At 71.5% G+C, this 24,160-nt stretch carries 17 protein-coding genes; 7 read left to right on the forward strand and 10 right to left on the reverse strand.

Annotation, left to right across the window (positions count from 1 at the left end; all coding sequences use genetic code 11):
• Positions 1-80: 80 nt before the first annotated feature.
• From IT355_01470 to IT355_01510, 9 genes are all read right to left on the reverse strand, one after another.
• A complete protein-coding gene (locus IT355_01470) occupies positions 81-3,515 on the reverse strand; it encodes a DUF4175 family protein (protein ID MCC7051904.1) in 3,435 nt (1,144 codons plus the stop codon).
• The gene (locus tag IT355_01475; GenBank protein MCC7051905.1) at positions 3,512-5,614 is read right to left on the reverse strand and encodes a VWA domain-containing protein; all 2,103 of its coding nucleotides are present in this window, start codon (positions 5,612-5,614) and stop codon (positions 3,512-3,514) included. Before IT355_01475 ends, IT355_01470 begins: the two co-directional genes overlap by 4 nt.
• Complete coding sequence (locus IT355_01480; GenBank protein ID MCC7051906.1) at positions 5,614-6,510, reverse strand: DUF58 domain-containing protein; 897 nt, start codon at positions 6,508-6,510, stop codon at positions 5,614-5,616. Before IT355_01480 ends, IT355_01475 begins: the two co-directional genes overlap by 1 nt.
• Positions 6,507-7,538 (reverse strand): MoxR family ATPase, encoded by a 1,032-nt coding sequence (locus IT355_01485; GenBank protein ID MCC7051907.1) that lies wholly within the window; start codon positions 7,536-7,538, stop codon positions 6,507-6,509. Before IT355_01485 ends, IT355_01480 begins: the two co-directional genes overlap by 4 nt.
• Before the next feature lie 2 nt (positions 7,539-7,540).
• Entirely contained in the window at positions 7,541-8,293 is a 753-nt protein-coding gene (locus tag IT355_01490; protein ID MCC7051908.1) for a DUF4159 domain-containing protein, read from the reverse strand.
• Complete coding sequence (locus IT355_01495) at positions 8,290-10,971, reverse strand: tetratricopeptide repeat protein (protein MCC7051909.1); 2,682 nt, start codon at positions 10,969-10,971, stop codon at positions 8,290-8,292. The genes IT355_01490 and IT355_01495 overlap by 4 nt, the downstream gene beginning before the upstream one ends.
• Positions 10,968-11,951: a hypothetical protein gene (locus tag IT355_01500; protein MCC7051910.1), complete on the reverse strand. Its 984-nt coding sequence runs from the start codon at positions 11,949-11,951 to the stop codon at positions 10,968-10,970. Before IT355_01500 ends, IT355_01495 begins: the two co-directional genes overlap by 4 nt.
• A complete protein-coding gene (locus IT355_01505) occupies positions 11,948-14,242 on the reverse strand; it encodes a hypothetical protein (protein MCC7051911.1) in 2,295 nt (764 codons plus the stop codon). The genes IT355_01500 and IT355_01505 overlap by 4 nt, the downstream gene beginning before the upstream one ends.
• A gap of 102 nt (positions 14,243-14,344) precedes the next feature.
• Positions 14,345-15,271, reverse strand: coding sequence for an MBL fold metallo-hydrolase (locus tag IT355_01510; protein MCC7051912.1), 927 nt, complete (start codon positions 15,269-15,271; stop codon positions 14,345-14,347).
• A 170-nt stretch (positions 15,272-15,441) separates the two neighbouring features.
• Between IT355_01510 and IT355_01515 the strand changes: the two genes are divergently transcribed.
• The 7 genes from IT355_01515 to IT355_01545 all read left to right on the forward strand — a co-directional run bounded on the left by IT355_01515 (position 15,442) and on the right by IT355_01545 (position 23,758).
• Positions 15,442-16,044, forward strand: a complete 603-nt coding sequence (locus tag IT355_01515) for a hypothetical protein (protein MCC7051913.1) — start codon at positions 15,442-15,444, stop codon at positions 16,042-16,044.
• 225 nt (positions 16,045-16,269) lie between these two features.
• Positions 16,270-16,425 (forward strand): hypothetical protein, encoded by a 156-nt coding sequence (locus IT355_01520; protein ID MCC7051914.1) that lies wholly within the window; start codon positions 16,270-16,272, stop codon positions 16,423-16,425.
• 289 nt (positions 16,426-16,714) lie between these two features.
• Complete coding sequence (locus IT355_01525; GenBank protein MCC7051915.1) at positions 16,715-17,470, forward strand: metallophosphoesterase family protein; 756 nt, start codon at positions 16,715-16,717, stop codon at positions 17,468-17,470.
• A 363-nt stretch (positions 17,471-17,833) separates the two neighbouring features.
• A complete protein-coding gene (locus tag IT355_01530) occupies positions 17,834-19,735 on the forward strand; it encodes a hypothetical protein (protein ID MCC7051916.1) in 1,902 nt (633 codons plus the stop codon).
• Between the two features lie 118 nt (positions 19,736-19,853).
• Complete coding sequence (locus IT355_01535) at positions 19,854-20,216, forward strand: hypothetical protein (protein ID MCC7051917.1); 363 nt, start codon at positions 19,854-19,856, stop codon at positions 20,214-20,216.
• A gap of 17 nt (positions 20,217-20,233) precedes the next feature.
• The gene (locus IT355_01540) at positions 20,234-22,300 is read left to right on the forward strand and encodes a C39 family peptidase (GenBank protein ID MCC7051918.1); all 2,067 of its coding nucleotides are present in this window, start codon (positions 20,234-20,236) and stop codon (positions 22,298-22,300) included.
• A gap of 1,065 nt (positions 22,301-23,365) precedes the next feature.
• Positions 23,366-23,758 (forward strand): cupin domain-containing protein, encoded by a 393-nt coding sequence (locus IT355_01545; protein ID MCC7051919.1) that lies wholly within the window; start codon positions 23,366-23,368, stop codon positions 23,756-23,758.
• Positions 23,759-23,911: 153 nt separating this feature from the next.
• Here IT355_01545 and IT355_01550 read toward each other — a convergent pair whose 3' ends face one another.
• Complete coding sequence (locus IT355_01550) at positions 23,912-24,151, reverse strand: thioredoxin family protein (GenBank protein ID MCC7051920.1); 240 nt, start codon at positions 24,149-24,151, stop codon at positions 23,912-23,914.
• Between the last annotated feature and the right edge of the window lie 9 nt (positions 24,152-24,160).

Here is a 24,160-nt window from a genome sequence, read left to right on the forward strand (position 1 = left end):
CACATCGCCCCCAGCGGGGGGCGGACGTCGCGTGCGAGGCACGTGCGCCATGCGTTTCGCATGGCGGTGCCAGGCTGCCATCACGGCCGAGCGGACAGGGACCGGAAGTACTCGTCCACCATCGCCCGGTACCGGGCCGGCACTCGGCCCGACCCGCCGAGCGCTGGCCCGCCGGCGTCCGGGGCGCCGAGCTTGCGGCGCAGGGCGAATTCGAAGGCCTTCAGGTTCTCGACCACCCCTCCGCGCAACTGCGCCAGCGCGGCGGAGTCGCCGAGCACCTGCGCGCCGTCCAGGGCGTCGAGGCGCGTGATGGCGCGATCCAGCTCACGGGTGTCGGCGCCGGTACCCTGCAGCGTGCGACGAAGCTGCCGTGCCGCCGCGCCCTGCGCCGCCAGCTCGCGCGAAAGCTGGCGCGCGTCATCCGACAGGCGTCCCGCGCCGCCACCGCCACCCGGGGCGCCCTGCCCGGCACCGCCACCCTGCGCGGAGCGTCCCTCCGGCGCGCCGCCGCCGGCGGTACCCTCAGCCGGTGCAGCAGCGCCGGGTGAGCCAGCGCGGGGTGAGCCAGCGCGCTCACGCACGCGATCGTCGAGTGAGCTGAGGCCGCGCACGAGGTCTCGCGCCTGCGCCAGCGCCCGCGTTGACCGCTGCGACGAGTCGCGTCCCTCGCGCGCGGCCACCGCGGCACCGGCCACGCGCTGCTCGAGGCTGTCCAGGTCCTGCTGGATCGAGCGCTCCAGGTTCCGCGCATACTCACCCGAGCCGCGGGACCGCAGCACGTCGCGCGAGAACCGGATCTTCTCACCTACGCGCGATGACCGGATCGAGGCCGCGGCGTCCTGCGCGGCGCGGGCGGCACGGGGATTGGCGCGACGGTTCTCACGTGCGAGCCGGTCGAGATCAGCCGCGAGCGCAGTCACGCCGGCTTCCATCTCCTGCTTCCGTGCATCGAGTGTGCGCTGCTGTTCGACGCGCGTCGTTCCCGTCGCGGCCATGTCGCGCACGTCACGCTGCACTGCGCGCTGCGACTCGGCCAGCGCGCGCGCACGATCGGTGGCGCCGCCGATCCCCGCGCTGGCGGCCGCACCACGTGCGGACTCCAGCGCGCGCCGTGCGGACTCGAGCCGCTCGGCCGCTGCCTGTGCCGCGGCGCCGCCCTGCGTGGCACCGCCGCCGCTGCCACCCGATGCCGCCGAACGGCGCATCGCGTCAGCCGCCTGGCGCATCTCCTGCGCGGTCTGTGACAGCGCCGGCGACTGCTGCTCGCGCGCGAGTCGCTCCAGTTGACGGGCGGCAGCCTCCGTCTCCTCGGCGAGCTGGCGCTGCGACGCACCACCCGCACTGCCCTGCTGCCCCTGCGATGCGCGCTGCCGCGCCAGTTCCTGCTGCTGCCGCGCGGCGAGCCGCTTCAGCCGTTCCAGCGTCTCGTCGGCCTGCCGCGCGCCACCCTCCTCACGGGAGCGCTGCACCTGGTCGTACTGGTTGCGCATCTTGTCGGTCTGCAGCTCGAGCAGGTCGGCCAGGTCCGAGGCGTTGCCGCCTCCACCGCCGCCGCCACCGCCCTGCTGCTGCATGCTCACCTGCACCTCGCGGAAGGCCGCCTCGGCCTTCTCCAGCCACTGCAGCGCGCGCTGTTCCGGTGCCAGTGCGTCACCGGTGCGGCCCTGCACCAGCAACTCCTCGGCCGCCTTCATCTCGGTGCCCGCCTTCGGCAGCACGTCGGCCAGCACACGGAAGTTGCTGTCGGCCGCCTGCGCCGCCGGACGCGCCACCCGCCGCAGCAGCGCCTCGAGCTCCGCCCGGAGACGCCCCTGCGAGAGGTGCAACGTGCTGAGGTCACCGCGCAGCGCGGACGCGCCGGCGGTGGCGCGATCCCGTTCCGTCCGGAATGTGGCCGCCACGATGTCGCGCTGCCGCTGCACGAGTGAACCCGGATTCATCTCCTGGGGCCCGCCGGCCTCGCCGCCGCCGCCCTGCTGGTTCTGGCGATAGTCGCGCCGGAACGGCCGGATGGTGAGGAACTGGATGTCGCTCACGCCCGCCTTCGGGCGTGGACGCTGGTCGTTGTCCAGCACCCGCGCGTAGTAGCTCACCACGTCACCCGCCGCGAGCGACATCTCCTCCAGGAACAGCGTGTGTGCCGCGATGACGTCACGCGGGCGCACGCCGGTGCCGCCGGTGAGCGTGACCACCGTCTCGGCGCCACCGTTCACGCGGTACAGCAGCTCCAGCCGCCCGACACCATAGTCGTCGGACGCCTCGACCTGGATGAAGACCTCGTCCACACTGGTCGGGCGGAGGTCGCGGCCCGGCTGCCGGATGCGGACCTCGGGCGCCGCGTCCTCGAGTGCGTCCACGATGTACTCGACCGTGCCCCGCACCACGGTGCCATCGGGCGCCGTGAGCTCCACGCGGTAGAACCCGTCGCGGCGCACGCCGAACTGCGCGGTCACGGTGGAATCGTCCAGCCGCGTGAGCGGCACCGGCGGGCCGGCGTCGAACACCAGCACACCGGCCGACACGGGACGCGTGACGTGCACCTTCAGCAGCGCCGTCGCACCGGCCGGCGCGGCGATGTCGCCGCCGTCGTCCGTGACGGATGGCTCCAGGTTCATATAGCCGGGGAATCGGAGCTCGACGCCGATGCGCTCCACACCGGGCAGGTCCTTCACGATCAGGCGGCCCATCGTGGACCGTACGCCGGCGGCCTCGACGTGGAACTCCGCATCCTCCGTCACATCGAACAGGCGGACGACATGCGCCCCCGGCGCAGTGCCCGCGCCCATGGCGATCCGCTCCGGCACCGTGTCGGCACCGCGGCGGATCACCAGCTCCACGAGTTCGGGACGGAAGCCCGCGAGCACCGCACCGAGTTGCACGTCGCTGCCGCGCGGCACCACCAGCGAGTCCGGGGTGAGCGCGATGTGATAGACCGGCGTGAGCGCCGCCGCCTGCGACGGCGACAGCAGCCGGGTGGCACCGAGCCGCAGGTACGGTGGCCCGAAGTGCAGCAGGAGCGCGAACACCAGCACTGCGCCAGCCGCACACGCGAGCGCGCGCAGCGTGGCGGGGCGTTCCAGCGAGCGCACGGCTGGCGACGCATCGAGCCGACGCGTGGCATCGGCCACCAGACCACGCTCGAGCACGGCCGAGTGGCCGGTCGTATCCCGGGAGCGGAGCGTGGCGGCGGTGAGTACGGCACCACCGAGCAGCGGCACCCGCTCCTCCAGGTACAGCGCGAGCCGGTCGTCCGGCAGCCGCCTGACCAGGGGCCAGAGCATCCACCGCGCCACGGCGATGGCCGTGACGATGCCGAGGGCGATCCGTGCCCACGTGATCGACGCCGGCGTGAAGCGGGCCGCCTCCAGCACCAGTGCGCCGATGCCGAGCACCGTGCACACTGCACCGGCCGTGATCGCGACACCGACGGCGAGGTGACGCAGGCGCCAGCGGCGCCGCGCCTGCCGCAGCAGCGGCACGAGTGACGCCGGCGAGGTCACCGGCTGCGCGCTCATCGCGAGCGCCCCGCCGGTGCCGGCGCCACTGCCCCGCGCTCGATGTCGTCTGCCATCGACGACGTGAGCACGGTGCGTGCGACGAGGCCCTCCACCACCAGCAACAGTGCGGCGGCCGCGAGCAGGTACCACCAGCCCGACTGGCGCGCCTCGCGGTCCGCGGGCGACTCCTGCAGTGCCTCGGCCCGGGTCGCCGACGTTGCCGCAGGTGCGCCAGCCAGGGCGGCCGGAAGGCGAGCGCCATCGAACGACGCGAAGTCGAGTTCCGCCGGTGCGATGTTGGCCGCCACCAGCACCGGCCGTGCGCCGGGACTGCCACCCGGCCGGAGCGCGAACACGCCAGCCTCGCGAGGCTGGAGCACCGCCGCCGCGCCGGCACCGCCGATCGTCGTGCGCGCGCCGGAGGGTGCGGTGACGCTCCAGCGGGCGACACCCGCGCCGGCCGCACCAGCCAGGTCGGCGGGCCGCACGCTCGCCCCGATTTCCATCGCCCGCGGCGCCTCGCGCCAGGCCGCGGCGTGCAGCGCGAGTTGCTGCACGAGTGGCAGGAATGCCGGCTGGCGCGGGAGGTCGTTCCAGCGGCCATCCAGCGACGACGCGAAGGTGAGCACGCGTCCGCGTCCCACTGCGTGTTCGGTGAGTGCGACCGTGCCGTCGTCGAACCGCGCCAGCACGCCGGCGGTGGTGTCGATGGCGCGCACACGCTGGAAGCGCGCTGCCGCGAGGTCGCCGGCACGCGGGCCGGCCAGCAGCGCCAGCGCGGGGTGGCGCGCGTCGAGGGATGCGAGCACGGCACCGCCCGACGCGCTGTGGTCGGTGACGCGCCCGATCGCGCCGGGGAGCAGGCTGCGCGCCGACGCAGGCCAGCTCCGTTCCTCCGCCGCCGCGCCACGCGCGACGAGCAACCCGCCACCGTTCCCGACGAACGCCGTCAGCCGCACTGCCCCCAGCCCGGATGGGAACGCCCCATCCGGGAGCACGACCAGGGCACGGCCCGCCAGGTCCGCGGCGCTCACGCGCCCGGGCGTCCGCACCGTCACGTCGAAGCGCGGCATCTCACCGATGGAGAGGGCGCGGGTGAGGAACGGGCCAGGATCCTGCGCCACCACCAGCACCGGCACCACCGCCTCCTGCTGCAGCAGGAAGTGGAAGGCATCGTCGCCCGGCAGCGCATCGGGGGCCAGGCGCACGCGTGCAGGCACCACCTCCGGCGTCACCGGCACGGCGTCGAAGGTGACGGTGGTGCCACCGTCACGCGGCAGGCTCACGGTGCGCTGCTGCACCACGCGACCGCCCACTTCCAGCGTGACCGCGATGTCGCTGACGGCCGCGCCCTGGTTCGAGAGCCGCGCGCCGACCACCGCCTCCATCCGCGATTGGTTGCGCACCATCCGCACCTCCACGGCGCGCACCGCATGGTCCGGCACCGGCGCCGCGCCGGCCACGTCCACCGGCACGATCTCCGTCGCAGGCGCCAGTCGTGCATCCTCGGTGAGGTCCCAGCCGCTGCGCTGGAAGTCCGACACCACCACCAGCACCTTGCGCGGTGCGTCACCGGCATCGAGTCGCTGGCGCGCCACCGCCACGCCGGCGGCGAGGCGCGTCGACTCATCCGTCGGTGCGAGTGTCGCGAGGGCGGCGCGCAACACCGCTGCGTCACCGGTGGCCGGCGTGACGGCGATCGCGAGCCGGTCGAACGGCACCAGCGTCATGCGATCGGCGGGTGTCAGCGTGCCGATCACGCTGTCCACCGCGGCCCGTGCCGCCTGCCAGCGCGCGCCCGCCCGCATCGAGAACGACCGATCGAGCAGCACCACCACGTCGCGCCGGCGCGGGTCCACGCCGGCGCCGGCGGCCCGGCGGCCCAGCACGGGGCGTGCGAAGGCCAGCGCGAGCGCGACCAGGGCCAGCACGCGCAGCAGCAGCAGCCAGGGGTTGCGCAGGTGGCGCCGTGCCGAGACGGGCGACGGGGTGCGATCGAGGAACATGAACGACGGGAACGCCGTGGGCTCGTGCCGCTCGCGCTGCACCAGGTGCACCAGCAGCGGCACGACCACGGCGCCGAGGCCAAGCAGGAAGAGCGGCGCGAGCACCGGCATCAGGCGGCCGTGCGCAGGAACTCGCGCCGCAGGAGGTAGTCGAACAGCACCCGGTCGAGGGGCATCGAGGTGTCGACGAGGGAGTAGTCGACGCGCGCGCCACCCAGCCGCGCACGCATCGCCGCGACATGTGCGTCCATCGCCGCCACGTACCGCGCCCGCAGCGCGGCGGGGCTCACCGCCATGCGCTCGCCGCTCTCGAGGTCGCGGAACGTCGTCGCCCCGTCGAAGGGAAAGGAGCGCTCGGCTGCATCCAGCACCTGCATCACGATCACGTCGTGGCCGGCGCCCGTGAGCGGCGCGAGCGCGCGCGAGACGTCATCGACCGGCTCGTAGAGGTCCGACAGCAGCACGAACACCCCGCGGCGCGGCTGCGACTGCGCGACGGTCAGCAGCGGTCGCGCGAGCGTCCCCCTGCCGGACGCGGTCGCGCGCCCGAGCGCGTGGAGGATGTTCGGCAGGTGCCGCGCCGCCGGCGGCACGATCTCGCGCAGGGCATCGCCGGCGAAGGTGACCAGGCCCACGCGGTCGCGCTGCCGGCGCGAGAACCAGGCCAGCGTCGCCGCCACCAGGCGGGCATACGCCAGCTTCGTGATCCCGCCGTGCCCGAACCCCATCGACGCCGACACGTCGAGCAGGATCGTGAAGTTGGTGTTGGTCTCCGACTCGTAGGTCTTGACGTAGGTGCGTTCGGTGCGCGCATACACCCGCCAGTCCACGCGCCGGATGTCGTCCCCCGGGGCATACGGCCGGTGCTCGGCGAAGTCGGTGGACACGCCGAGGTGCGGGGAGCGGTGCAGCCCCGCGATGAACCCGTCCACGACCCAGCGCGCCACCAGCTCCAGGTTGCCGATGCGCGCCAGCGTGGCAGGATCCATCTGCAGCGGCGTGCTCACGCCACGCCCGCCCGCGGCCGCGGCACCGACGCCAGCAGGATCTCGACCAGTGCGTCGGTGGTGACCTTCTCGGCCTGCGCATGGAAGTTGAGCAGGATGCGATGCCGCAGCACCGGTGCCGCGAGTGCGGCGATGTCGTCGAAGCCCACATGGTAGCGGCCGTGCATCAGCGCCCGCGCCTTGCCGCCGAGCACGAGGTACTGCGCGGCCCGCACCGACGCGCCGTAACTCACCCAGTCGCGCACCTGCGGCGGGGCCAGCGGCGACTCCGGGCGCGTCGCGCGCACCAGGTGCACCGCGTAGCGCGCCACCGCCTCCGCCACCGGCACCCGCCGCACGAGCTGCTGGTACGCCACGATCTCCGCCGCCGTCATCACGCGCCGGAAGTCGTGGCGCTGCACGGCGGTCGTCTGCTGCACCACGGTGAGCTCCTCGTCCTCCGTGAGGTAGCCCACCATCACCTGGAACATGAAGCGGTCGAGCTGCGCCTCGGGCAGCGGGTAGGTCCCCTCCAGCTCGATCGGGTTCTGCGTCGCGAAGACGAAGAACGGCGGCTCGAGCGGGTACGTGCGGCCCTGCACCGTCACGCGCCGCTCCTGCATCGCTTCCAGCAGCGCGGCCTGCGTCTTGGGTGGCGTGCGGTTCACCTCGTCGGCCAGCAGGATGTTCGTGAACAGCGGGCCGGGCACGAACGCCATCCGCCGCCGCCCGGTCTCGGCATCCTCCTGGATGATGTCGGTGCCGGTGATGTCGCTCGGCATCAGGTCCGGCGTGAACTGCACCCGCGCGAACTGCAGGTCCAGCACCTGCGCCAGCGTGTGCACGAGCAGCGTCTTGGCCAGCCCGGGCACGCCGATGATCAGGCAGTTGCCGCCGGCGAAGAGGGCGATGAGCGCCTGCTCGATCACCGCCTCCTGCCCCACGATCAGCTTGCGCAGCTCGGCCATGATCGCGGCGCGGCCGTCGCGCAGGCGGGCGGCAAGAGCGATGTCGTCCACGGGGGTGGCGTCGGTGCGAGGGACGGTCATGGTCAGTGAGTGAGGGCGTAGACGACGTAGTTCACCGCGAGCTTGTACGCCTCGTTGGTGAGCGAGACCGGGAGCAGGCCTTGGTCGGAGAACTCCATGTAGTCACCGATGTCGTTGTTGAAGTTGGCCACCATCACCAGCCGCTTCGACGGGTCATTGTCCTCGTACGCCCCCCAGAACTCGGAGGCCACGCCGAAGTTCGGGTGCGACATCTCGAGTTTCTCGATGCGGAAGAACGAGTCGAAGATCGCGTGCGACGCGTCGAGCTTCACCGGCACCAGCGTCGGGAACGCCTCGCGCCACTTCTCCTCGAAGTTCTGCCAGTGCCGGCCCGCGAAGTCGTCGAAGATGATGAAGCCGCCCTTGTGCACGTACGCGCGCACCCCGGCCAGTTCCGCCGGCGTCATCGTCCAGAAGCCCGGCTCCGACACGTACGCCACCGGATAGGTGAAGAGCGCCGTGTCGGCGAACGAGAGGATGCTGGTGCCCTCGAGCTGCGGCCGGATCGTCGACACCTCGTCGAGGATCTTCATCAGGTGCGTCTCGGAGGTGGGATAGTCGTGGTCCCACTTGAGGTCGCGCCCGCCGCCGAGGGGCGTGAACTTGACGCGCAGGAAGGTGAAGCGGCCGGTGTACTGGGCGTTCTTGCTCGGCGTCTCCCCAGGCGAGCCGCGGCGGAACCGCTGGGCCGGCAGGGCCAGCAGCGGCAGCACCAGCAGGCCGGCGATCCACCAGCGCAGGCGGCGACGGGTCATGGGGCCCTCCCGGGGGCGCGGAGACGGAGCAGCAGGTCCTGGGCTGCCTCGAAGGTGGGGGCGAGGTCGAGGGCGCGCAGCACCTCGCGTCGCGCGGCGGTGCGGTCGCCTGCCCCGTCGAGTGCCAGTGCCAGCTGATAGTACGCACCGGCGCGATCGGCGGGACCGAGTGCCAGCACGGCGCGCCGCGCACGGATCGAGGCGGGCCAGGCGGCGCGGGCGTAGGCCAGCGAGCCCAGGTGCACCTGCGTCGCCGCATCGAACGGGTCGATGGCCGTCGCGCGTTCCAGCGCCGCCACCGCCAGGGCGGTGTCGGCCGTGGCCTCCGCCAGCCGGGCGAGGGTCAGGTTCTCCTCGATCGCATCGCCGTTCTGCTCCGTGAGGCGCGTGAGTGTCCGGATCGCGGCGGCGGTGTCACCGAGTGCAAGGCTGGCGGTGGCCAGCAGGTGGTATCCGCTCCCCGCGTCCGCCCAGCCCGGGAAGAGGCTGATGGCACGGGTGGCGGCGGGCACCACGGCGTGCCAGTCGCGGCGCTGGGCGGCGGCGGCGGCGGCCGTCATGACCTCGCGGAACGTCCCGCCGACACTGAGTGCACTGTCACCGGATTCGTCGGGAATGAGTGCACTGTCACCGGTTTTCGCAGCGGGATCGCGAGGGGTGGCCTGCACGGCGCCGAACTCGCGGGCGAACTTCGCGCGGAACCAGCGGTCGAAGGTGGCGTCGAGCGAGTCGGGGGTGAGGCCGTACACTGCCTGCATCAGCGCCGGCGTGGCGCCGCCGGCGCGGTAGCCGGTGAGCAGCGCACGCAGGCCATCCACGCCGCGCCGCTGCTCCAGCATCTCGAAGACGTACGCGGACAGGGCGTACGACAGGATCACTTCCTCGCCGAAGCGGGGGTGCACGAAGCCGTCGTTGAGGCGGCTGACCGGCTGCAGCCGGCCGGCGGCGTAGGCGGCGATGAGGGTCGGCGTCGCCCCGCCGCCCCAGTCCGGCCGCGCACGCCGTTCCTCGTGCACCGAGAGCCCCTCCGACACCCAGCGCGGCACCCGGTTCGCGGTGGCACCGAGCGTGATGGTGTGCGCGAACTCGTGCCAGAGCACGGCGCCCCAGTTGAACGCACCGCGCGGCCGGGCCGGCGGCGCGTCGATGGCGAGCACGTTCCCGAAGGCCACGCCGAGGGCACCCAGACCAGCCAGCCCCACGGCGCGCACGCTGAAGTCGGCGTGGCTCCGGAAGAACTCCACACGCACCCGGCCGTCGGGCTGGAAGCCGTAGCGGGACGTGAGCGCCGCGTATGCCGCCTCCGCCAACGGCGACGCGTAGAGTGCCATCAGCTCCGCATCGTCCCGCTCGACCACCAGGTCGAAGTGCGGCGTCGCGACAATGCGGGCGGTCGCGAAGGCATCCAGCAGGTCGAGGGTGTTCTTCACCCACACGTCATACGGATCCAGCGCGAAGGCCCGGTCGAGCGCCGCGCGCCCCGCCACCACGTCGCCGGTGCGCAGCAGGTTGATGCCGAGCAGAGCGAGGGCGCGGGCATCGCGCGGATCGCGGGCCACCCCCGCGCGAGCGAACGTCACCGCATCGGCATACAGCCGGTTGCGTGCCGACACCTCCGCCAGCTCCACTTCGGCCGCGGCCGACCCGGGCAGCCGCCGGTGCGCCTGCGCAAGCGCCACGCGGTGGCCCACCGTGTCGTTCGCGATCCAGCGCGCCGCCGCGATCGCCACCAGCGGCGCCGGCGCCACACTGTCCAGCACCAGCCCGCGCCGCGCCTGCGCCACGGCATCGTCGTACCGCTCGGCGTCGACCAGGCGGCGTGCCGCAAGCGCGTGCCCCACCGCACTCGACGGATTCACCGCCAGCAGCGTGGTGAGTGGATCGCGCGGCGTGCGACGCCCGTCGAAGGCGTCCAGCCGCACCAGCGCGGCCAGCGCGCGAGGATGGCGCGGATTCATGGCCAGCACCTGCTGGAGCGTCGCGCGCGCCTCGGCGCTGTTGTACTTCTCGAGGAACAGCTCAGCCAGCTCGGCACGCGCGTCCTGGCGCGCCGGCTCCAGTGCCAGCGCCCGATCGTAGAGCCGCAGCGCATCCTTGAAGCGCGGCGGGTCGGTGCGACCCAGCAGGCGCGCAGCGGCGGCCAGCGCATGTGCCTCGCCCGCCGTGCGCGGCGCCCCGCGAGCCTCCGCGACCGACAGCACACCTCGCAGCCGTGCGAGCGTGCTGTCGCCACCGCCACGTGCGTACTGCAGCCGCAGGCGTTCCACCCTCGCACGCAGCGAATCGGCCCCGCGGCCCGCGACGACCCACGAGGCATCCGCCGCGTCCAGGTCGCCCGTCTCCTCGTGCGCCATCCCGAGCGCACCAGCCACGGCGGGATCGCCGCGCCACCGCGCGCTGCGCTCCACCGCCTCATGGGCGCGCCCCAGCGCCACGAGCGCACGCACGAGCACCACGGCGTGCGCAGGCGTCAGCGCCGTGCCACCGGGCCCCGTGGCTGCGGCAGCGACGGCCGCGGTGTAGTCACCGCGCCCAAGCAGCGACGTCGCATCGGTGCGCGGCGCCGCCGTGGTGCGCACTGCCGGCTGCGCGACCAGCGGCGCGGCGACGATCGACGCACACCACAACACCCATGACAGGCATGCGATCTGCCCCGCGTGCTGCACGGGCTGCCTCATGGTCTGTCCACCGGAGCCGCGCGCAGCACGCGCGTCCGTTCCACCAGCTCCACGATCAGCGGCTCGAGGGCATCGAGGTAGACCTCCTCCGTCATCGTGGCCCGTCTCGCGCGCAATGCGTCGATGCGCGCCTGCACCTCGGCACGCGCCGCGAGCGCGGCCGCGACGGCCGGGCTCCCTCCCGCGCGGGCCGCCGGTCCGGCGGCAAGGAAGAACCCACGCGCCCGGGCGCCATCGGCACCATCCTCGAGCAGGGCGTGTTCCGTCGCCAGGAGCCCGCCACTCGTGAACACCTGCTCCACCTCGTGCGTCGCATACGTGTAGGCCTCGAGCAGCGACACGCGTCCATCCTTGTCGGCATCGGCCACGTCGGTGGTGAGCGCACGCACGAACGGGCCCGGGAAGAGCGTCTCGTTCTGCTCGCGCGCGCTCTTCGTGGCGGTGAGGATGATGCGGCGGGGGCCGGCAAGCTCGGTGGCGAACTCCCCGCTGGCGCTGCCCGTGTGCACGAAGACCAGCTGCGGCGCCGACGCCGGACCCAGCACCCGCGCGAAGTCGGCGGGCGACATGTCCGGCCCCGGCAGGTTCACCCGGGTGTCACCGGTGAGCGATGAGCCGTGCGCCATCAGCACCACGACCAGCCGGTCCGCCGCGGTGAGCCGGCGCGCCAGGGCACCGAGCACCCGCTCGATGGTGGCCCGCGTCGAGCGACCGTGCACACGTCCGGCGTCGCGCAGCGAGTCAGCCTCCAGCACCACCACCCGTGCGGCAGGAATGCCATGGCGTTCGGCGGCCGCCGTGGCGAGCGCCATCGCCATGCCGTGCCATTCCGTGACGATGCGCGCCTCACCGCCAAGGCCCGCGATGATCACCAGGTGCGTCTCGCCGGTGGCCTGCGCCCGCAGCGGGTGCCCGGCTGACAGCAGCGCCAATACCATGGCGAGCGGGCGCAGGCGTCGGCGCGACGGCGCGCGCGTCATGCCAACCCCCGGCGGCGCCGCAGGACCCACTCCCCGGACAGCAGCAGCAGCACGAGCAGGAACACGGCCGGCGCATCCCAGAGATCCAGGCGGCGCACCTCAGTGGCGCCAGCGCGGCTGTAGGCCAGGTCCCGCGCCACCTCGGCGGCACGCGCCGGGGAGTAGGTGCGGCCGCCCGTCTCGCGCGCGAGCTGCTCGAGCAGCGCATCCCGTCGCTCGGCGCCGAAGTACTCGTCGATCGGCTCGGCAACGTTCACCCACGCCGGCGCGGCGCTCACCGTGTCGCTGCCGGACGCGGACGCGATGCGGATCGTGTGCAGCCCCGACGCCGCCGGGATGAACGACGCGGCATACTCGCCATCCCGGTCGCCGGTCCAGTCGAGCGCGACCGACTGGCTCGCTCCGTCGGGTGCCAGCACCGTGGCCGTCACCGTGGCACCGTTGCGGCGCAGGAAGCCGCTGTCGCGCACGACGGCGCGCAGCGGGATGGCCTCGCCGGGCACGCCCTCGTCATCGGTGACGGGTTCCACCCGGTCCGGCACGTCGTTCAGCAGCCAGCGCAGCATCTGCCTCCACAGCACCTCGTGCGTGGAATCCTCCACCGCGATCGCGGCGTGCATCTGCCAGAGCCAGTCATCCTGCGACCCCAGCGCCAGCACGCGGCCCCGCCCGTAACGCTGCGCCACCAGCAGCGGGCGCGTGAGGCCAAGCTCCTCGGCACGTCCCTGCAGCAGCACGGTGGCACCCGGCTTGGCGCGCGTCAGCAGGTTGACGGTCGTCAGTGGTGGCAGCGTGCGCCAGCGTGCCGACACCAGCGAGTCGGAGCCCGAGAGCTGGAGCGCCGGATGCCGCAGCCCCTCGGCCGTCGCGATCGCCTTCATCTCGACCAGCCTGTCGTTCTCGGCGCGCGTGCTGGCCTCGATGTCCACGGGCGAGACGTCCGCGAGGGCGGTGCCGGCATAGCCCCCCTCGCCGAACGACGCGCGTCCGCCGAGCAGCAGCAAGCCGCCGCCACGTTCTCCGACGAACTCGCGCAGCATCTGCATCTGGTCGCCGCTGAAGAACGAGGCTTCGATGGAGCCGAGCACGATCGCGCGGTACCGGAACAGCTCCGCGCGCGACGACGGGAAGCCGTTCACCAGCTCGAGCGAGTCGTCCACGCCAAGCCGGAGGTACTTGTCCCGCGCCGATCGCAACAGCGTCACGAGCTGCAACTGCCGGTCGCCGTCCACGGCGCGGCGTGCGAACTTCAGCTCCGGCCGCGGCTCCCCTTCCACGTACAACACCTTCTCGCGCCGGTCATTCACCGAGACCATCGTCCGCCGCGCGTTGTTCTCGGCCACCAGCTCACCGGCCTGCGGCGGCACGCGCACCGTCAGCACACGGGCGCCGGGTTCGGGCACCGGCACGCGCAACCGCACCGGCGTCGCCTCGCCATCACGCGAGAGGCGCACCGACGCCGTGGCGACGACCCGCGCCGAGTCTTCCACCACCACCGGCAGCACCACGCCACTGTACCCCCGGTGCGTGATCACCACGTCCACCAGCACCGTGGCGTTCCGCAATGCATGGCGCGGTGCGGCCACCTCGGCCACCTCGATGTCGCGCGCGAACCGCGTGCTCCCGAGCCCCACCGGGTAGACCGGCACGCCGCGGGCGCGCAGCGTCGCGAGCTGGTCGGCGATGGATGGCGCGCCCGAGACGGTACCGCCGTTCTCTGCACCATCGGTGAGCACGACCACGCCCGACAGTGGCGTGCCGGCGAGGTCGTCCTCCACCCGCGCGATGGCGGCGAGGAGCCGTGTGCGCGTCCCGTCGAAGGCGAGCGCCGCGACGGATGGCACGCGCCCCGTCCCGCTGGTGCGGTACACGCGCACCTGGTTGCGCGCCGCGAGCGCGCGGAGGAGGGCGCTGTCCGGACCGCCGGCCAGCGTGCGGACCTGTGCCGCGCGCGCGCCATCGTTCACATCGGCAATCCGCATCGAGCGGGAGTCGTCCACCAGCACCGCGACCACGTTGCGCTGCGGAAGCGCCTCCGCCACCACCAGCACCGGCCGGCAGAGGCACCAGGCCAGCACCGCCACTGCCCCGGTGCGCAGGCCGGCGAGGGTGAGCCGTGTACCGAGCGGGATCGCGCGACCCGGGCGCAGTGAGACCGCGACGGCCAGCCCTGCGGCGAGCACCGCTGCGATGACCACCACCCACGCCGGTATCACCGGGTCGAACGCCACCGCACCACGCTCGAACGCGGCCGGCCGGTACTTGAGCAGGAACTCGACGACCGCGTCCACGGGGATGGAGAGACCTCGGGTTGGGCTGCTGTGTCTACCGTGGGGGAACGCGGAAACGGCCGGCCGGGGTCCAACGCGGCCGGTGACGAAGGTTCCGACCCGTCAGCGCTGCGTCAGTTCCTCGTAGACCGCCCGGATGAAACGGTCATGCCCGCCCGGCCATTCCTGCTGGTAGGCGGCGGCCAGCTTCATCGCCAGCACGGCCTCGACCGTGCGGCCGGCGCGCACCTCGCGCTCGACGGCCGCGCGCACGGTGAAGATCGCGTCACGCCACGCCTTCAGGCGCTCGCGATCGGTCACCTGGCCGTGCCCGGGGATGATGCGCGTGGCCGCGTTGCTCATGGCGTACACGTTGTCGGCCGTGACGATGATGCCGTCGACACTGCCGCCGCTCGCGCGGTCGATGAACGGCAGGCCGGTGTTGTTGAACACGTCGCCCATGTGCACCGCGTTGGCGCGCGTGAAGTGCACGATCGCGTCACCGTCGGTGTGGGCGGGCGGCACGTGGATCACCTGCACCGAGTCTCCGTTGATGTGCAGTGTCACGGACTGCACGAAGGTGATCACCGGCAGGGCGGCGCGCGGCGTGGCCCGCGCGGGCTGGTTCACGGCGGCGTTGAACTGCGCCACCGACATCCGCTTCCGCACGTTGGCGTGGGCCATGATGATCGCGCCGGCGTTGCCGCAGTTCTCGTTGCCGCCGGTGTGGTCGCCGTGGAAGTGCGTGTTGAAGACGAACTTCACCGGCGTCGGCGTGATCGTCCGGATCGCGGCCACGATCTTCGCGGTGAGCGGCGCGAACTGGTCGTCGATGATGTACGTGCCGTCCGGCCCGGTGGAGACGCCGATGTTGCCTCCGGCCCCGAACAACACGTGCAGCGTCGGTGCCAGTGCCGTCACGCGCACCTGCACCGTGTCGAGGTTCGCCTGCGCAGGGAGCTGGGCGGCACGGGCCGCGGTGGCGGCAGCGAGGATCACGACGGCCAGGGGACGCATGGGTCTGTGGGGCAGGTCGAGGGAAGCAGGCATCGGGACAACGTGATTCGGGAATCTGGGTGGGCGGCACCGCCCCGCGCACCTGCCCGGCCGTCCGCCTCACCGGTCCGGCCGCCGCCGCGCTCGAGCCGGGCTGCCGACGCACCGTGGCGACGCGCCTGCATCGCTTACTCTTCGCCACGCCCCAACCCCGAGTTCACCCCATGCGACAGATCCCAGCCCTGCTCATTCTCGCCAGCCTCGGCGCGCTCCATCCCCTCGGCGCGCAGGGCGGCATGACCCACACGCCGGGCATGCAGCACACGCCCGGCATGGAGCATCCGGCCGCACCGCCACAGCCAACCCAGTCCGGCCAGGCCGTCTTCGCCGCCGTGACCGAGATCGTGACGCTGCTGGAGGCCGACTCCACCACCGACTGGACGCGGGTGGACCTCGAGGCACTCCGCCAGCACCTGCTGGACATGGACAACGTGACGATGCGCGCGCGCGTGCGGCCGACGCTGACTGCGGGCGGCCTGGTGATGGACGTCACCGGCGATGCCACCGTGGCGGCCTCGATCCGTCGGATGGTCGGTGCGCATGCACCGATGCTGCAGTCGCTCGGCGGCTGGCGCGCCAGCACCGCACCGATCGCCGGCGGCTTGCGCTTCACCGTCGTCGCCCGGGACGCTGCCGACAGTGCCACCGTGGCCCGGATCCGCGGGCTGGGCTTCATGGGGCTGCTGGTGCAGGGGGCACACCACACGCGGCACCACCTGATGATCGCGCGGGGCGCGGGCGCGTCGGCCCACACGCACGGCATGTAGGCGCCACCGCGGCGCCCTGCATCAGCGGCATCGGCCAACGATGCCACGGCGCAGGCGCCGATGAGCCCGTTGCTCCAGGCGAGGGTCACGCGTGTTTGCGCGTGATACGGTGAGTGCGCGTGCTACGGTGAGTGCGCGTGATCCGTGAGAAGGACCGCGTCCTCCGTGGCGTCTCTACCAGCATCACCCGCTCGTCACGCGCCACTCCCCAGGAGAACTCCACCCATGCGCACCAACGCCTTCCGCCTCGCCGCCGCCCTGCTGCTGCTCGCCGCCTGCGACAAGAAGAAGCAGCCCACCGAAGTCGACGCCCGGACCGCCGAGCCCGCCGCAAACGTTGGGGTCACGACGCCCCTCGTCGGGACCGGCACCCTGTCCTGACGGGAAGCCGCGCTGGCCACCCGGTGCCGGACACCGGGTAGCCGGGCGCCCGGCGCGGCAGTGGGTCCGAAGGCAGGACGGCGCTGGAGTCGCGACGTCCCGGCCGCGGCACCGCGTCTCCGTCACGCACGCGTCACCGTGCGGGTGATGTGATTGACGCGCTGATGCGCATGCAGGCAAGTTCGATGTGCCTCTCCGCATCGGTTGGCTCCCTCCCTCGTGATCGTCACCGTCTGTGCCGTCCCGCACCACCCCCCACCGCGAGGCAACGCAGGGCACGGCCACTGGCATGCGCTACGCCCTCATCTCGGACATCCACGCCAACCTGCACGCCCTCGACGCCGTGCTGGCGGACATCGACGCGCGGGGCGACACGGACACCATCCACCATCTTGGTGATCTCGTGGGCTACTCGGCGCACCCGAACGAGGTGGTGGAGCGGCTGGCCGGGCGCGGCATCACCGGCATCGCCGGGAACTACGACTCCACGGTCGCGACAGACTACCAGCATTGCGGGTGCCGCAGCGAGACCCCGCGCCAGGAAGAGCTGGCGCACATCAGTTACGAGTACACGCGCCGCACCGTGAGCGCGTCCACGAAGCGCGCACTCGGCGCCCTGCCCTTCTCGCTGGACATCCGGCCGCATGGCGGTCACACCGTCGGACCGCGCCTGGTGCTGGTGCACGGCACACCGACGCTGAACACGCTCTACTGGACCGAGGACCGCAGCGACGACTTCTGCCTCAAGATGGCCGCCGTGGCGGGCTTGAAGGCGGGCGACGTGATCGCATTCGGGCACACCCACAAGCCGTGGCTCCGCGAGGTGGACGGGATCCACTTCATCAACACCGGCAGTGTGGGGCGCCCGAAGGACGGTGACTGGCGTGCCGGCTACGTCCGCCTGGCGTTCACGGCGACGGGGCCGGCGGTCGAGTTCGTGCGCGTCGCGTATGACGTCGAGGCGGCAGCGCGCGGCGTCGTGGCCGCCGGCCTGCCCGAGGAGTTCGCGCAGTTCCTTCGGAGCGGTGGCAAGCCGGCTGCGTGACTGCGCGGTGGACCCCGCCAATGACGCATCCGCACGGTCGTAACGGGAACGGTGCCGGCACTCCATCCTGACGGATGTCGTGCACCGAGCCGCATGCGGCGGCGGTCGGCGCATCGCGCATCGGGCAGGTCACCGCGACGCCGGAACTCAGTTGACATTCAGTAGCCTCAGCCGTGCGTCGCGACCGAACTGTACTGTTCTCGGTTCCTGTCGTACTGCCGTCACGTCGACCTGACCGGCACCATACGGAAGGCTGAGGCTGCATTCGCGCGAGACTGTGCGATCGAGTTCGACGTCACCTCAATGCGCAACAACTGCGTTGCGCAGAAGAGGTATGGCGGAACACTCACCCACGAGGACGCGATGCGCACGGTCACGAGGGTCACTGCCCTGGCAGCGATGGCGATGCTCGCCGCTGCGACGACGATTGCCGACGCACAACCGCGTCGAATCCCCAAGCGCAGCTTCACGATTCACGGGCCCTGGTTCGTGCCCGGCAACGCACTTGGCACTCCCGACGCGAACGACCCCGTCCGCGCCCAGATCGTGACGCCGCAGGCGGCGCAGCCGAACGACGTGCGCACGCCGCCACCGTTCTCGGTGTTCGTCGACACGGCGAAGCTCGGTGGCATCGACCCCGGCATTGCTGCGGGCAGGCACTTCGTGCTGCTCAGCGACAACGAGAACGGCATTGCCGTGTACCGGCGGGACGGCACGCTCGTGCAGCGCGGCGTCTTTCCGCTCAAGATCAGCATCAGCAGGCTGTTCCGGCAGGCGAAGGATGATGCCAACACGCACCTCAACATGCCGGCGAACGTGCCGGCAGAATTCGACAAGGGCATCGTCGGATACGGCGACGTGCGCGTGGCGTACGACGGATATCGCGGCCGGTTCTGGGTCTATGCCAGGTCGCGGAACCTGCGCCCCGACACCGGGACGCAACTGGTGCAGTTTCCGATCCTCCGCGTGACACGCCGGAACAAGTCGATGGTGGCCGTGTCTCGATCGGAGGATCCGCGAGACGGATTCATCACCTACTGGTGGGACGAGACGTACCGCAATGGATCGTGCAACGTCGCGCAGCCCTGTGGAGATGCAGACTATTCCATCTCGGGTGAAGGCGGCGACTATCCGAGCATCGCGATCGCGCAGAAGACGTTCACGGTGACGGCGGCGGTGAACCACTTCAATCCCGCATTCGATGTCTCCACCCTGGCCAAGGCCGAGCGATGGCGTGGATGCGAGACCGGCTTCATCCACCACGGGACATTCTCGAAGTGGTGCGGCCCGTTCTACTCGCATCTCATGCTGATCGACGCGAACAAGCTGGCGGCGGGCTGCGATTCGGTCTCGCGCGGGCGAGGGGGCGTGGCGCACTGTCCCACGGGGCGATCATTCGGCCTGTTCATCGACCACGACAACTGGGTCACCGACTGGGCGGACAATGCGAGGACGGATTTCGCCCATGGCATGGCCCGCGGGGTGCGGCCGGTCACGATGTACAACCCCCACGTGCGGCTCTCCGACACGCCACCATTTGCAGAGGCGTTCTTCGTCACCTCGTACATCGACCGCTCGCTCGTCGCCGGCATCAACTTCCTGACGCTCTACACGTACATGAACGATGCGATCACGGTGACGCGCTACCCGATCCTGCCGAAGGCGTATCATGACTGGCAGTGGCCGATGAGCGCGGTCTACCGTGACGGCATGATCTGGGTGGCGCATCACGACTGCTGGCCGGGGCAGCCCGGCTGCCTGACGTCGATCCGGCTGACGCGCATCAACCTCGCCAAGGGGAAGGTCGACATCGATCGTCGGTTCGGCCTGCGATCCGAGGTCGAGGACGGTCCGACGGCGCGATTCGTCTATCAGTTCCCGGCGCTCGCGATCACCGCGGCGGGCGATCTCGTCGTCAGCTACGTGCGCCACCCCGCGACGGATTCGACGTGGCAGGAGGTGCGCTACAGCGTCTGGTATGCCGGCGAGGACGACCTGCGCTCGAGTCGCCTGCTCAAGTCCGGGAGCGGACGGTGGACAGGACTGACCACCGACATCGGCGGCATCAGCCTCGATCCCGCAGGCACGTCGGTGTGGCTGGCGCACGTCTTCTCGACCTCGACCGTCAAGCGCCGCCTGGCATTCGGCCAGTTCGTGGCGAGGCCGACAGGCGCCGTGCCACGCTCGACGACGATCCCGGCGCGCTTCGAGCGATCGGTGAACCTGCTCACGCCAGCGCCAGTCGAGCGACCGAGGCCGGAGTGACATGACCGGCGTACACGAGGATGAGCCCTGAGAGCGATGGCTGATTCGCGCACGCATCCGTAGCGTGCATGGTGCGACAGGAGTCCGGTGTCGCACACATATCACAACCGGAGCTCACGTGTCTCTGCACAGATCGTTTGGCGCCATGGCCGCGCTGACCGCCATCGTCATCGCCTCGCCGCTCGCAGCGCAGTCGCGCAGCATCGTCGATGCCGGTACGCTCGACGCGGCCATGTCCGCCCGCCCCGACTCGAATCGTGCGGCAGTCACCGCCATCCTGACCACTCCTCGCGCCCGTGCTGCCGCCGCGACGCTTGGCCTTGGCCCGGAGGCTGTCGCCGCGCGTCTCGCCACGCTCGACGACGCCGGCGTGAGGCAGGTTGCCGACCAGGTGCTGGCCGGCGGTGAGTCCACCGTCGTGATCAGCACCACCGCCATCATCATCGGCCTGCTGCTCATCCTCGTGCTGACGCGCGCCTGACGCTGCCGGGCCTGCACGTGCGCCGCCGCCCGTGGATGATCACCGGGTTGGCGGCGCTGTGTGCGTCCTGCACCACGACGCGGTTGCGGCTGCCCGAGGCGGTGCCTGCAGCCGCCGCCCCCGCCGTCGCGCTGCAGGTGCCGTACCTCGCACAGACGGTGCTGCTCTGCGGTGGCGCTGCCGCCGCGATGGTCGAGCGCTGGTGGGGCCGGCGAGGCGTGTATGCCGAGCAGTTCGCGTCGCTCGTGCGAGTCGACGAGGGTGGCATCCGCACCACCGACCTCGCGCGCGTGATGCGTGAGCGGGGATGGACCGTGTCGGCCGCCGCGATGGATGCCGCAAGCGTGCAGATGCTGCTGGCCGACAGCGCCCCGGTCATCGCACTCATCGAGGTCAGGCCACGCCGGTTCCACTACGTCGTCATCACCGGCTGGCATGACGGCGTCGTGATCTACCACGACCCGGCCGCGTCTCCGTTCGTGCGGGTGGACAGCGCCACATTCCTGCGCCGCTGGTCGGGAAGCCGGAACTGGGCGATGGTCGTGCAACCGTCCGCCGCAGCCATCACAGCGCCGGTCCCGCGGCCCACCGGTGACCGCAGCGACGGCCCGGTCACCGACGCGCTGCCCTGCCGCCCCTGGCTTGACCGTGCGGCAGACGCCGCTGCCGGTGCGCGCCTGGCGCAGTCCGAGGAGCTGCTCGCAACCGCCGCCAGACTCTGCCCCGATGAGCCGGTCGTGCTGCGCGAACTCGCCGGTGTGCGATTCCTCCAGGGCAGGCACGTCGAATCCGGCTTGCTCGCCGCCGAGTACGCACAGCGCGTACCCGGTGACGCGCGCGGCTGGCAGGTCCTGGCCGCCAGCCGGTACCTGGCGGGCGACGAGGCCGGTGCGCTGCGCGCCTGGCGAGCCGTAGGCAAGCCCGTCACGGACCTGCTGCGCATCGATGGCAGCCGGCGGATCCGGTTCCGCGTGCTTGCTGATGCCATCGGCATCACGCACGGGCGAGTGCTGACCAATGCGGCACTCGCACTCGCCGCGCGCCGCCTGGCTGACGTGCCGGCGCTCGACGGCGCGCGCGTGGGCTACGCCGCGGTCGCGGGTGGCGTGGTGGAAGTGCGCGCTGCGGTGACCGAGCGGCCGCTCGTCGATCCCCTGCCCCAGCTTCTGGTGCTCGGCATCGGTGGTGCGATCATCCGCCGCGATGCCACGTTCGTGGTAGTCTCGCCGCTGGGCGCCGGCGAGACATGGTCGGCGCAGTGGCGATGGCAGTCCTCGGACCCGCGCCTGGCCCTGCGGCTCTCGATCCCCGTCAGGGTCGGCGCACCGGCCGTGCTGCACGTCGAGCGGAGCTGGGACCGGTTCCGCTTTCCCGCCGGCTTCGGTGAGGAACGGCGCAGCAGCACCCAGGCCAGCCTCACCGGCTGGATGGCGCCCGCGATGGAGGGGCTGGCCGGCCTGCGGCACGAGCGGTGGGCAGATCGCGGCGAACGCCTCGCGCTGCTGCTCGGCGTCGGTGTGCACGACCGCCGCGATCGCACGGTGTGGGTGCTGTCGGCGGAGCATGCCGCGCCGGTCGGCCGCGGGCGTTGGTACCGGCGCCTCGACACGCGTGTCACACTCAACCCGCCTCCCGATCGCTGGGCCAACCGCTGGGCGCTGAGGGCTGGCGGCGCCTGGACGAGTGGTGACACGCCTCGAGGGCTGCAACCTCTCGCCGGCGGCGACCTCCTGCGTGACATCCCGTTGCGTGCCCATCCGTACAACGCCGGCGGCGTACTCCCCGCCACACGCATCTCGCATCGGGTGCTGCACGGGGGTGCCTCGGCCGACCGCACCATCACCACGCGCGGCCCGCTGTCGATCGGGGCCGGAATCTTCGTGGACGCGGCCGTGCTCGCGCCGGCGAGCGCCGCGCATCGCGTCTATGTGGATGGCGGCGCCGGCCTGCGGTTCGGGCTGGCAGGACTGCGCAGGGCGGCGATCCGTGTGGACGTCGCACGCGGGCTCGTGACCGACCGCCGCTGGGGGCTGCACGCCGGCCTCGCGCAACCCATCCCGCTGCGGATCCGGCGCGCGCGCTGACCCGCATCCGCAGGACGCGCGCGGCCGGGCCCGCATGCAGAGTGAGAAGAACCCGTGCCGCCTGCGCGTCATTCGCAGGTACGCCACCTGTTCGAGCATCCTACCCACCGAGGAACTCTCCCCATGCGCAAGTCTGCCTTCTGCATCGCGGCCATCGTCCTGCTCCTCGCTGCCTGTGACAAGAAGAAGCCGACGGAGCCCGGCTACGGCGTCACGTCGGTCGCCACCGCCACGGCCCGCGCGCTCTCCTGACCGGGCAGGACCTGATGGCGCCCGGCCCGCCTCCCACGGTCAGGGCGCCATCGGCGTGAGGTGCCTGGCGCGCCCGTGCGATTGCTGGTTGACGTCGCGATACATGTGCTCGCTGCAGGTGCCGTCCTGTCACTCCCGTTCCAGGGCAGGTCGCGGCCCTGCACGATGCCCGTGTGCATCGCGCAAATCGATGGCGCAATCCGGTGACAGTGCACTCGGGAAATCCGGTGACAGTGCACTCGGGAAATCCGGTGACAGGGAAATCCGGTGACAGTGCACTCGTTGCGAGCGCCCATCCGGTGACAGTGCACTCGGGGGAAATCCGGTGACAGTGCACTCGGGAAATCCGGTGACAGTGCACTCGTTACCTGCCATTCGTGCACTGTCACCGAATTCATGTCATTCGTGCACTGTCACCGAATTCATGTCACCGAATTCGTGTTACCGAATTCACGTGTCACCGAAGTCACACCGCGCCAAGCCATCCCGTGATCTTCTCGGGCAATCCGGTGGACAATCCGGTGACAGTGCACCCATTCCGGGTCCACCGCTCAGGCACAAATCGGTGACAGTGCACTCGTTCCGGGTCCACTGCTCAGCCTTCCGCAAGCGCTCCAGCGGGCTCGCATGCGCCGCGAAGCAGCGCTTCCCCAGGGCCACCAACTGCGGTTCGGTCGGCGAGTCCACGGTCTCCCAACCCGCCAGCACATGCGGCGTGACACCGAGCTCTTTGGCGCACCCTCGTCACGCGTCGTTGATTGCATGCGATGGTGGCACCATCCGCCACCGTCGTCCTCACTTCCGGTAACTGTCATGCTCGGATTCGTCAGGGACCTCGGCGCCATCGCCGAGGCGAACACCGACTTCCGCCAGGTGCTCTACACCGCGACGCACTCGCAGCTCGTCGTGATGTCGATCCCGCCACACGGCGAGATCGGGTCCGAGGTGCACCACCTCGACCAGTTCTTCCGCGTCGAGGCCGGGGTGGGCGAGGCGGTCCTGGATGGTGTGACGACGGCCGTGCGCGAGGGCTTCGCGATCCTCGTGCCGGCGGGCACGACCCACAACCTGGTCAACACCGGTGCGGAGCCCCTCAAGGTGTACACGGTCTATTCCCCGCCGAACCACCGTGACGGCGTCCGCCACCACACGCGCGCCGACGCCGAGGCGGACACGGAGACCTTCGCGGGCATCACGACGGAGTGAGTGCCGGGTGGGAAGTCGGTGGGCAATCCGGTGACAGTGCACTCGGGCAATCCGGTGACAGTGCATTTCTTGCCTGCCATTCGTGCACTGTCACCGAATTCTATTCGTGCACTGTCACCGAATTCATGTCACCGGTTTCACGTGTCACCGAAGTCACACCGCGCTGAGCCATCCCGTGATCTTTTCGCGCGACGGCACGCCGCCGGCATGCACCACCGTCTCGTCGATCACGACCGCCGGGGTCGACATCACGGCGTAGCGCGCGATGTCCTGGAAGTCCTCGACCTTCTGCACGGTGACGGACTTGCCGGCAGCCCGGGCCATGTCCTCGATGAGCGTCACCGTCGCCTTGCAGCTCGCACAGCCGCTGCCCAGCACCTTGATCGTCGTCATGCCTGCCTC

Source organism: Gemmatimonadaceae bacterium (genome assembly GCA_020851035.1).
Lineage (GTDB): Bacteria > Gemmatimonadota > Gemmatimonadetes > Gemmatimonadales > Gemmatimonadaceae > JACMLX01.

Bases quoted from the DNA above. Each gene is read 5' to 3' on its own strand.
- IT355_01470 (MCC7051904.1), bottom strand. From the start codon at position 3,515: ATGAGCGCGCAGCCGGTGACCTCGCCGGCGTCACTCGTGCCGCTGCTG.
- IT355_01475 (MCC7051905.1), bottom strand. From the start codon at position 5,614: ATGCCGGTGCTCGCGCCGCTCTTCCTGCTTGGCCTCGGCGCCGTGGTC.
- IT355_01485 (MCC7051907.1), bottom strand. From the start codon at position 7,538: ATGACCGTCCCTCGCACCGACGCCACCCCCGTGGACGACATCGCTCTT.
- IT355_01490 (MCC7051908.1), bottom strand. From the start codon at position 8,293: ATGACCCGTCGCCGCCTGCGCTGGTGGATCGCCGGCCTGCTGGTGCTG.
- IT355_01495 (MCC7051909.1), bottom strand. From the start codon at position 10,971: ATGAGGCAGCCCGTGCAGCACGCGGGGCAGATCGCATGCCTGTCATGG.
- IT355_01500 (MCC7051910.1), bottom strand. From the start codon at position 11,951: ATGACGCGCGCGCCGTCGCGCCGACGCCTGCGCCCGCTCGCCATGGTA.
- IT355_01510 (MCC7051912.1), bottom strand. From the start codon at position 15,271: ATGCCTGCTTCCCTCGACCTGCCCCACAGACCCATGCGTCCCCTGGCC.
- IT355_01515 (MCC7051913.1), top strand. From the start codon at position 15,442: ATGCGACAGATCCCAGCCCTGCTCATTCTCGCCAGCCTCGGCGCGCTC.
- IT355_01520 (MCC7051914.1), top strand. From the start codon at position 16,270: ATGCGCACCAACGCCTTCCGCCTCGCCGCCGCCCTGCTGCTGCTCGCC.
- IT355_01525 (MCC7051915.1), top strand. From the start codon at position 16,715: ATGCGCTACGCCCTCATCTCGGACATCCACGCCAACCTGCACGCCCTC.
- IT355_01530 (MCC7051916.1), top strand. From the start codon at position 17,834: ATGCGCACGGTCACGAGGGTCACTGCCCTGGCAGCGATGGCGATGCTC.
- IT355_01545 (MCC7051919.1), top strand. From the start codon at position 23,366: ATGCTCGGATTCGTCAGGGACCTCGGCGCCATCGCCGAGGCGAACACC.
- IT355_01550 (MCC7051920.1), bottom strand. From the start codon at position 24,151: ATGACGACGATCAAGGTGCTGGGCAGCGGCTGTGCGAGCTGCAAGGCG.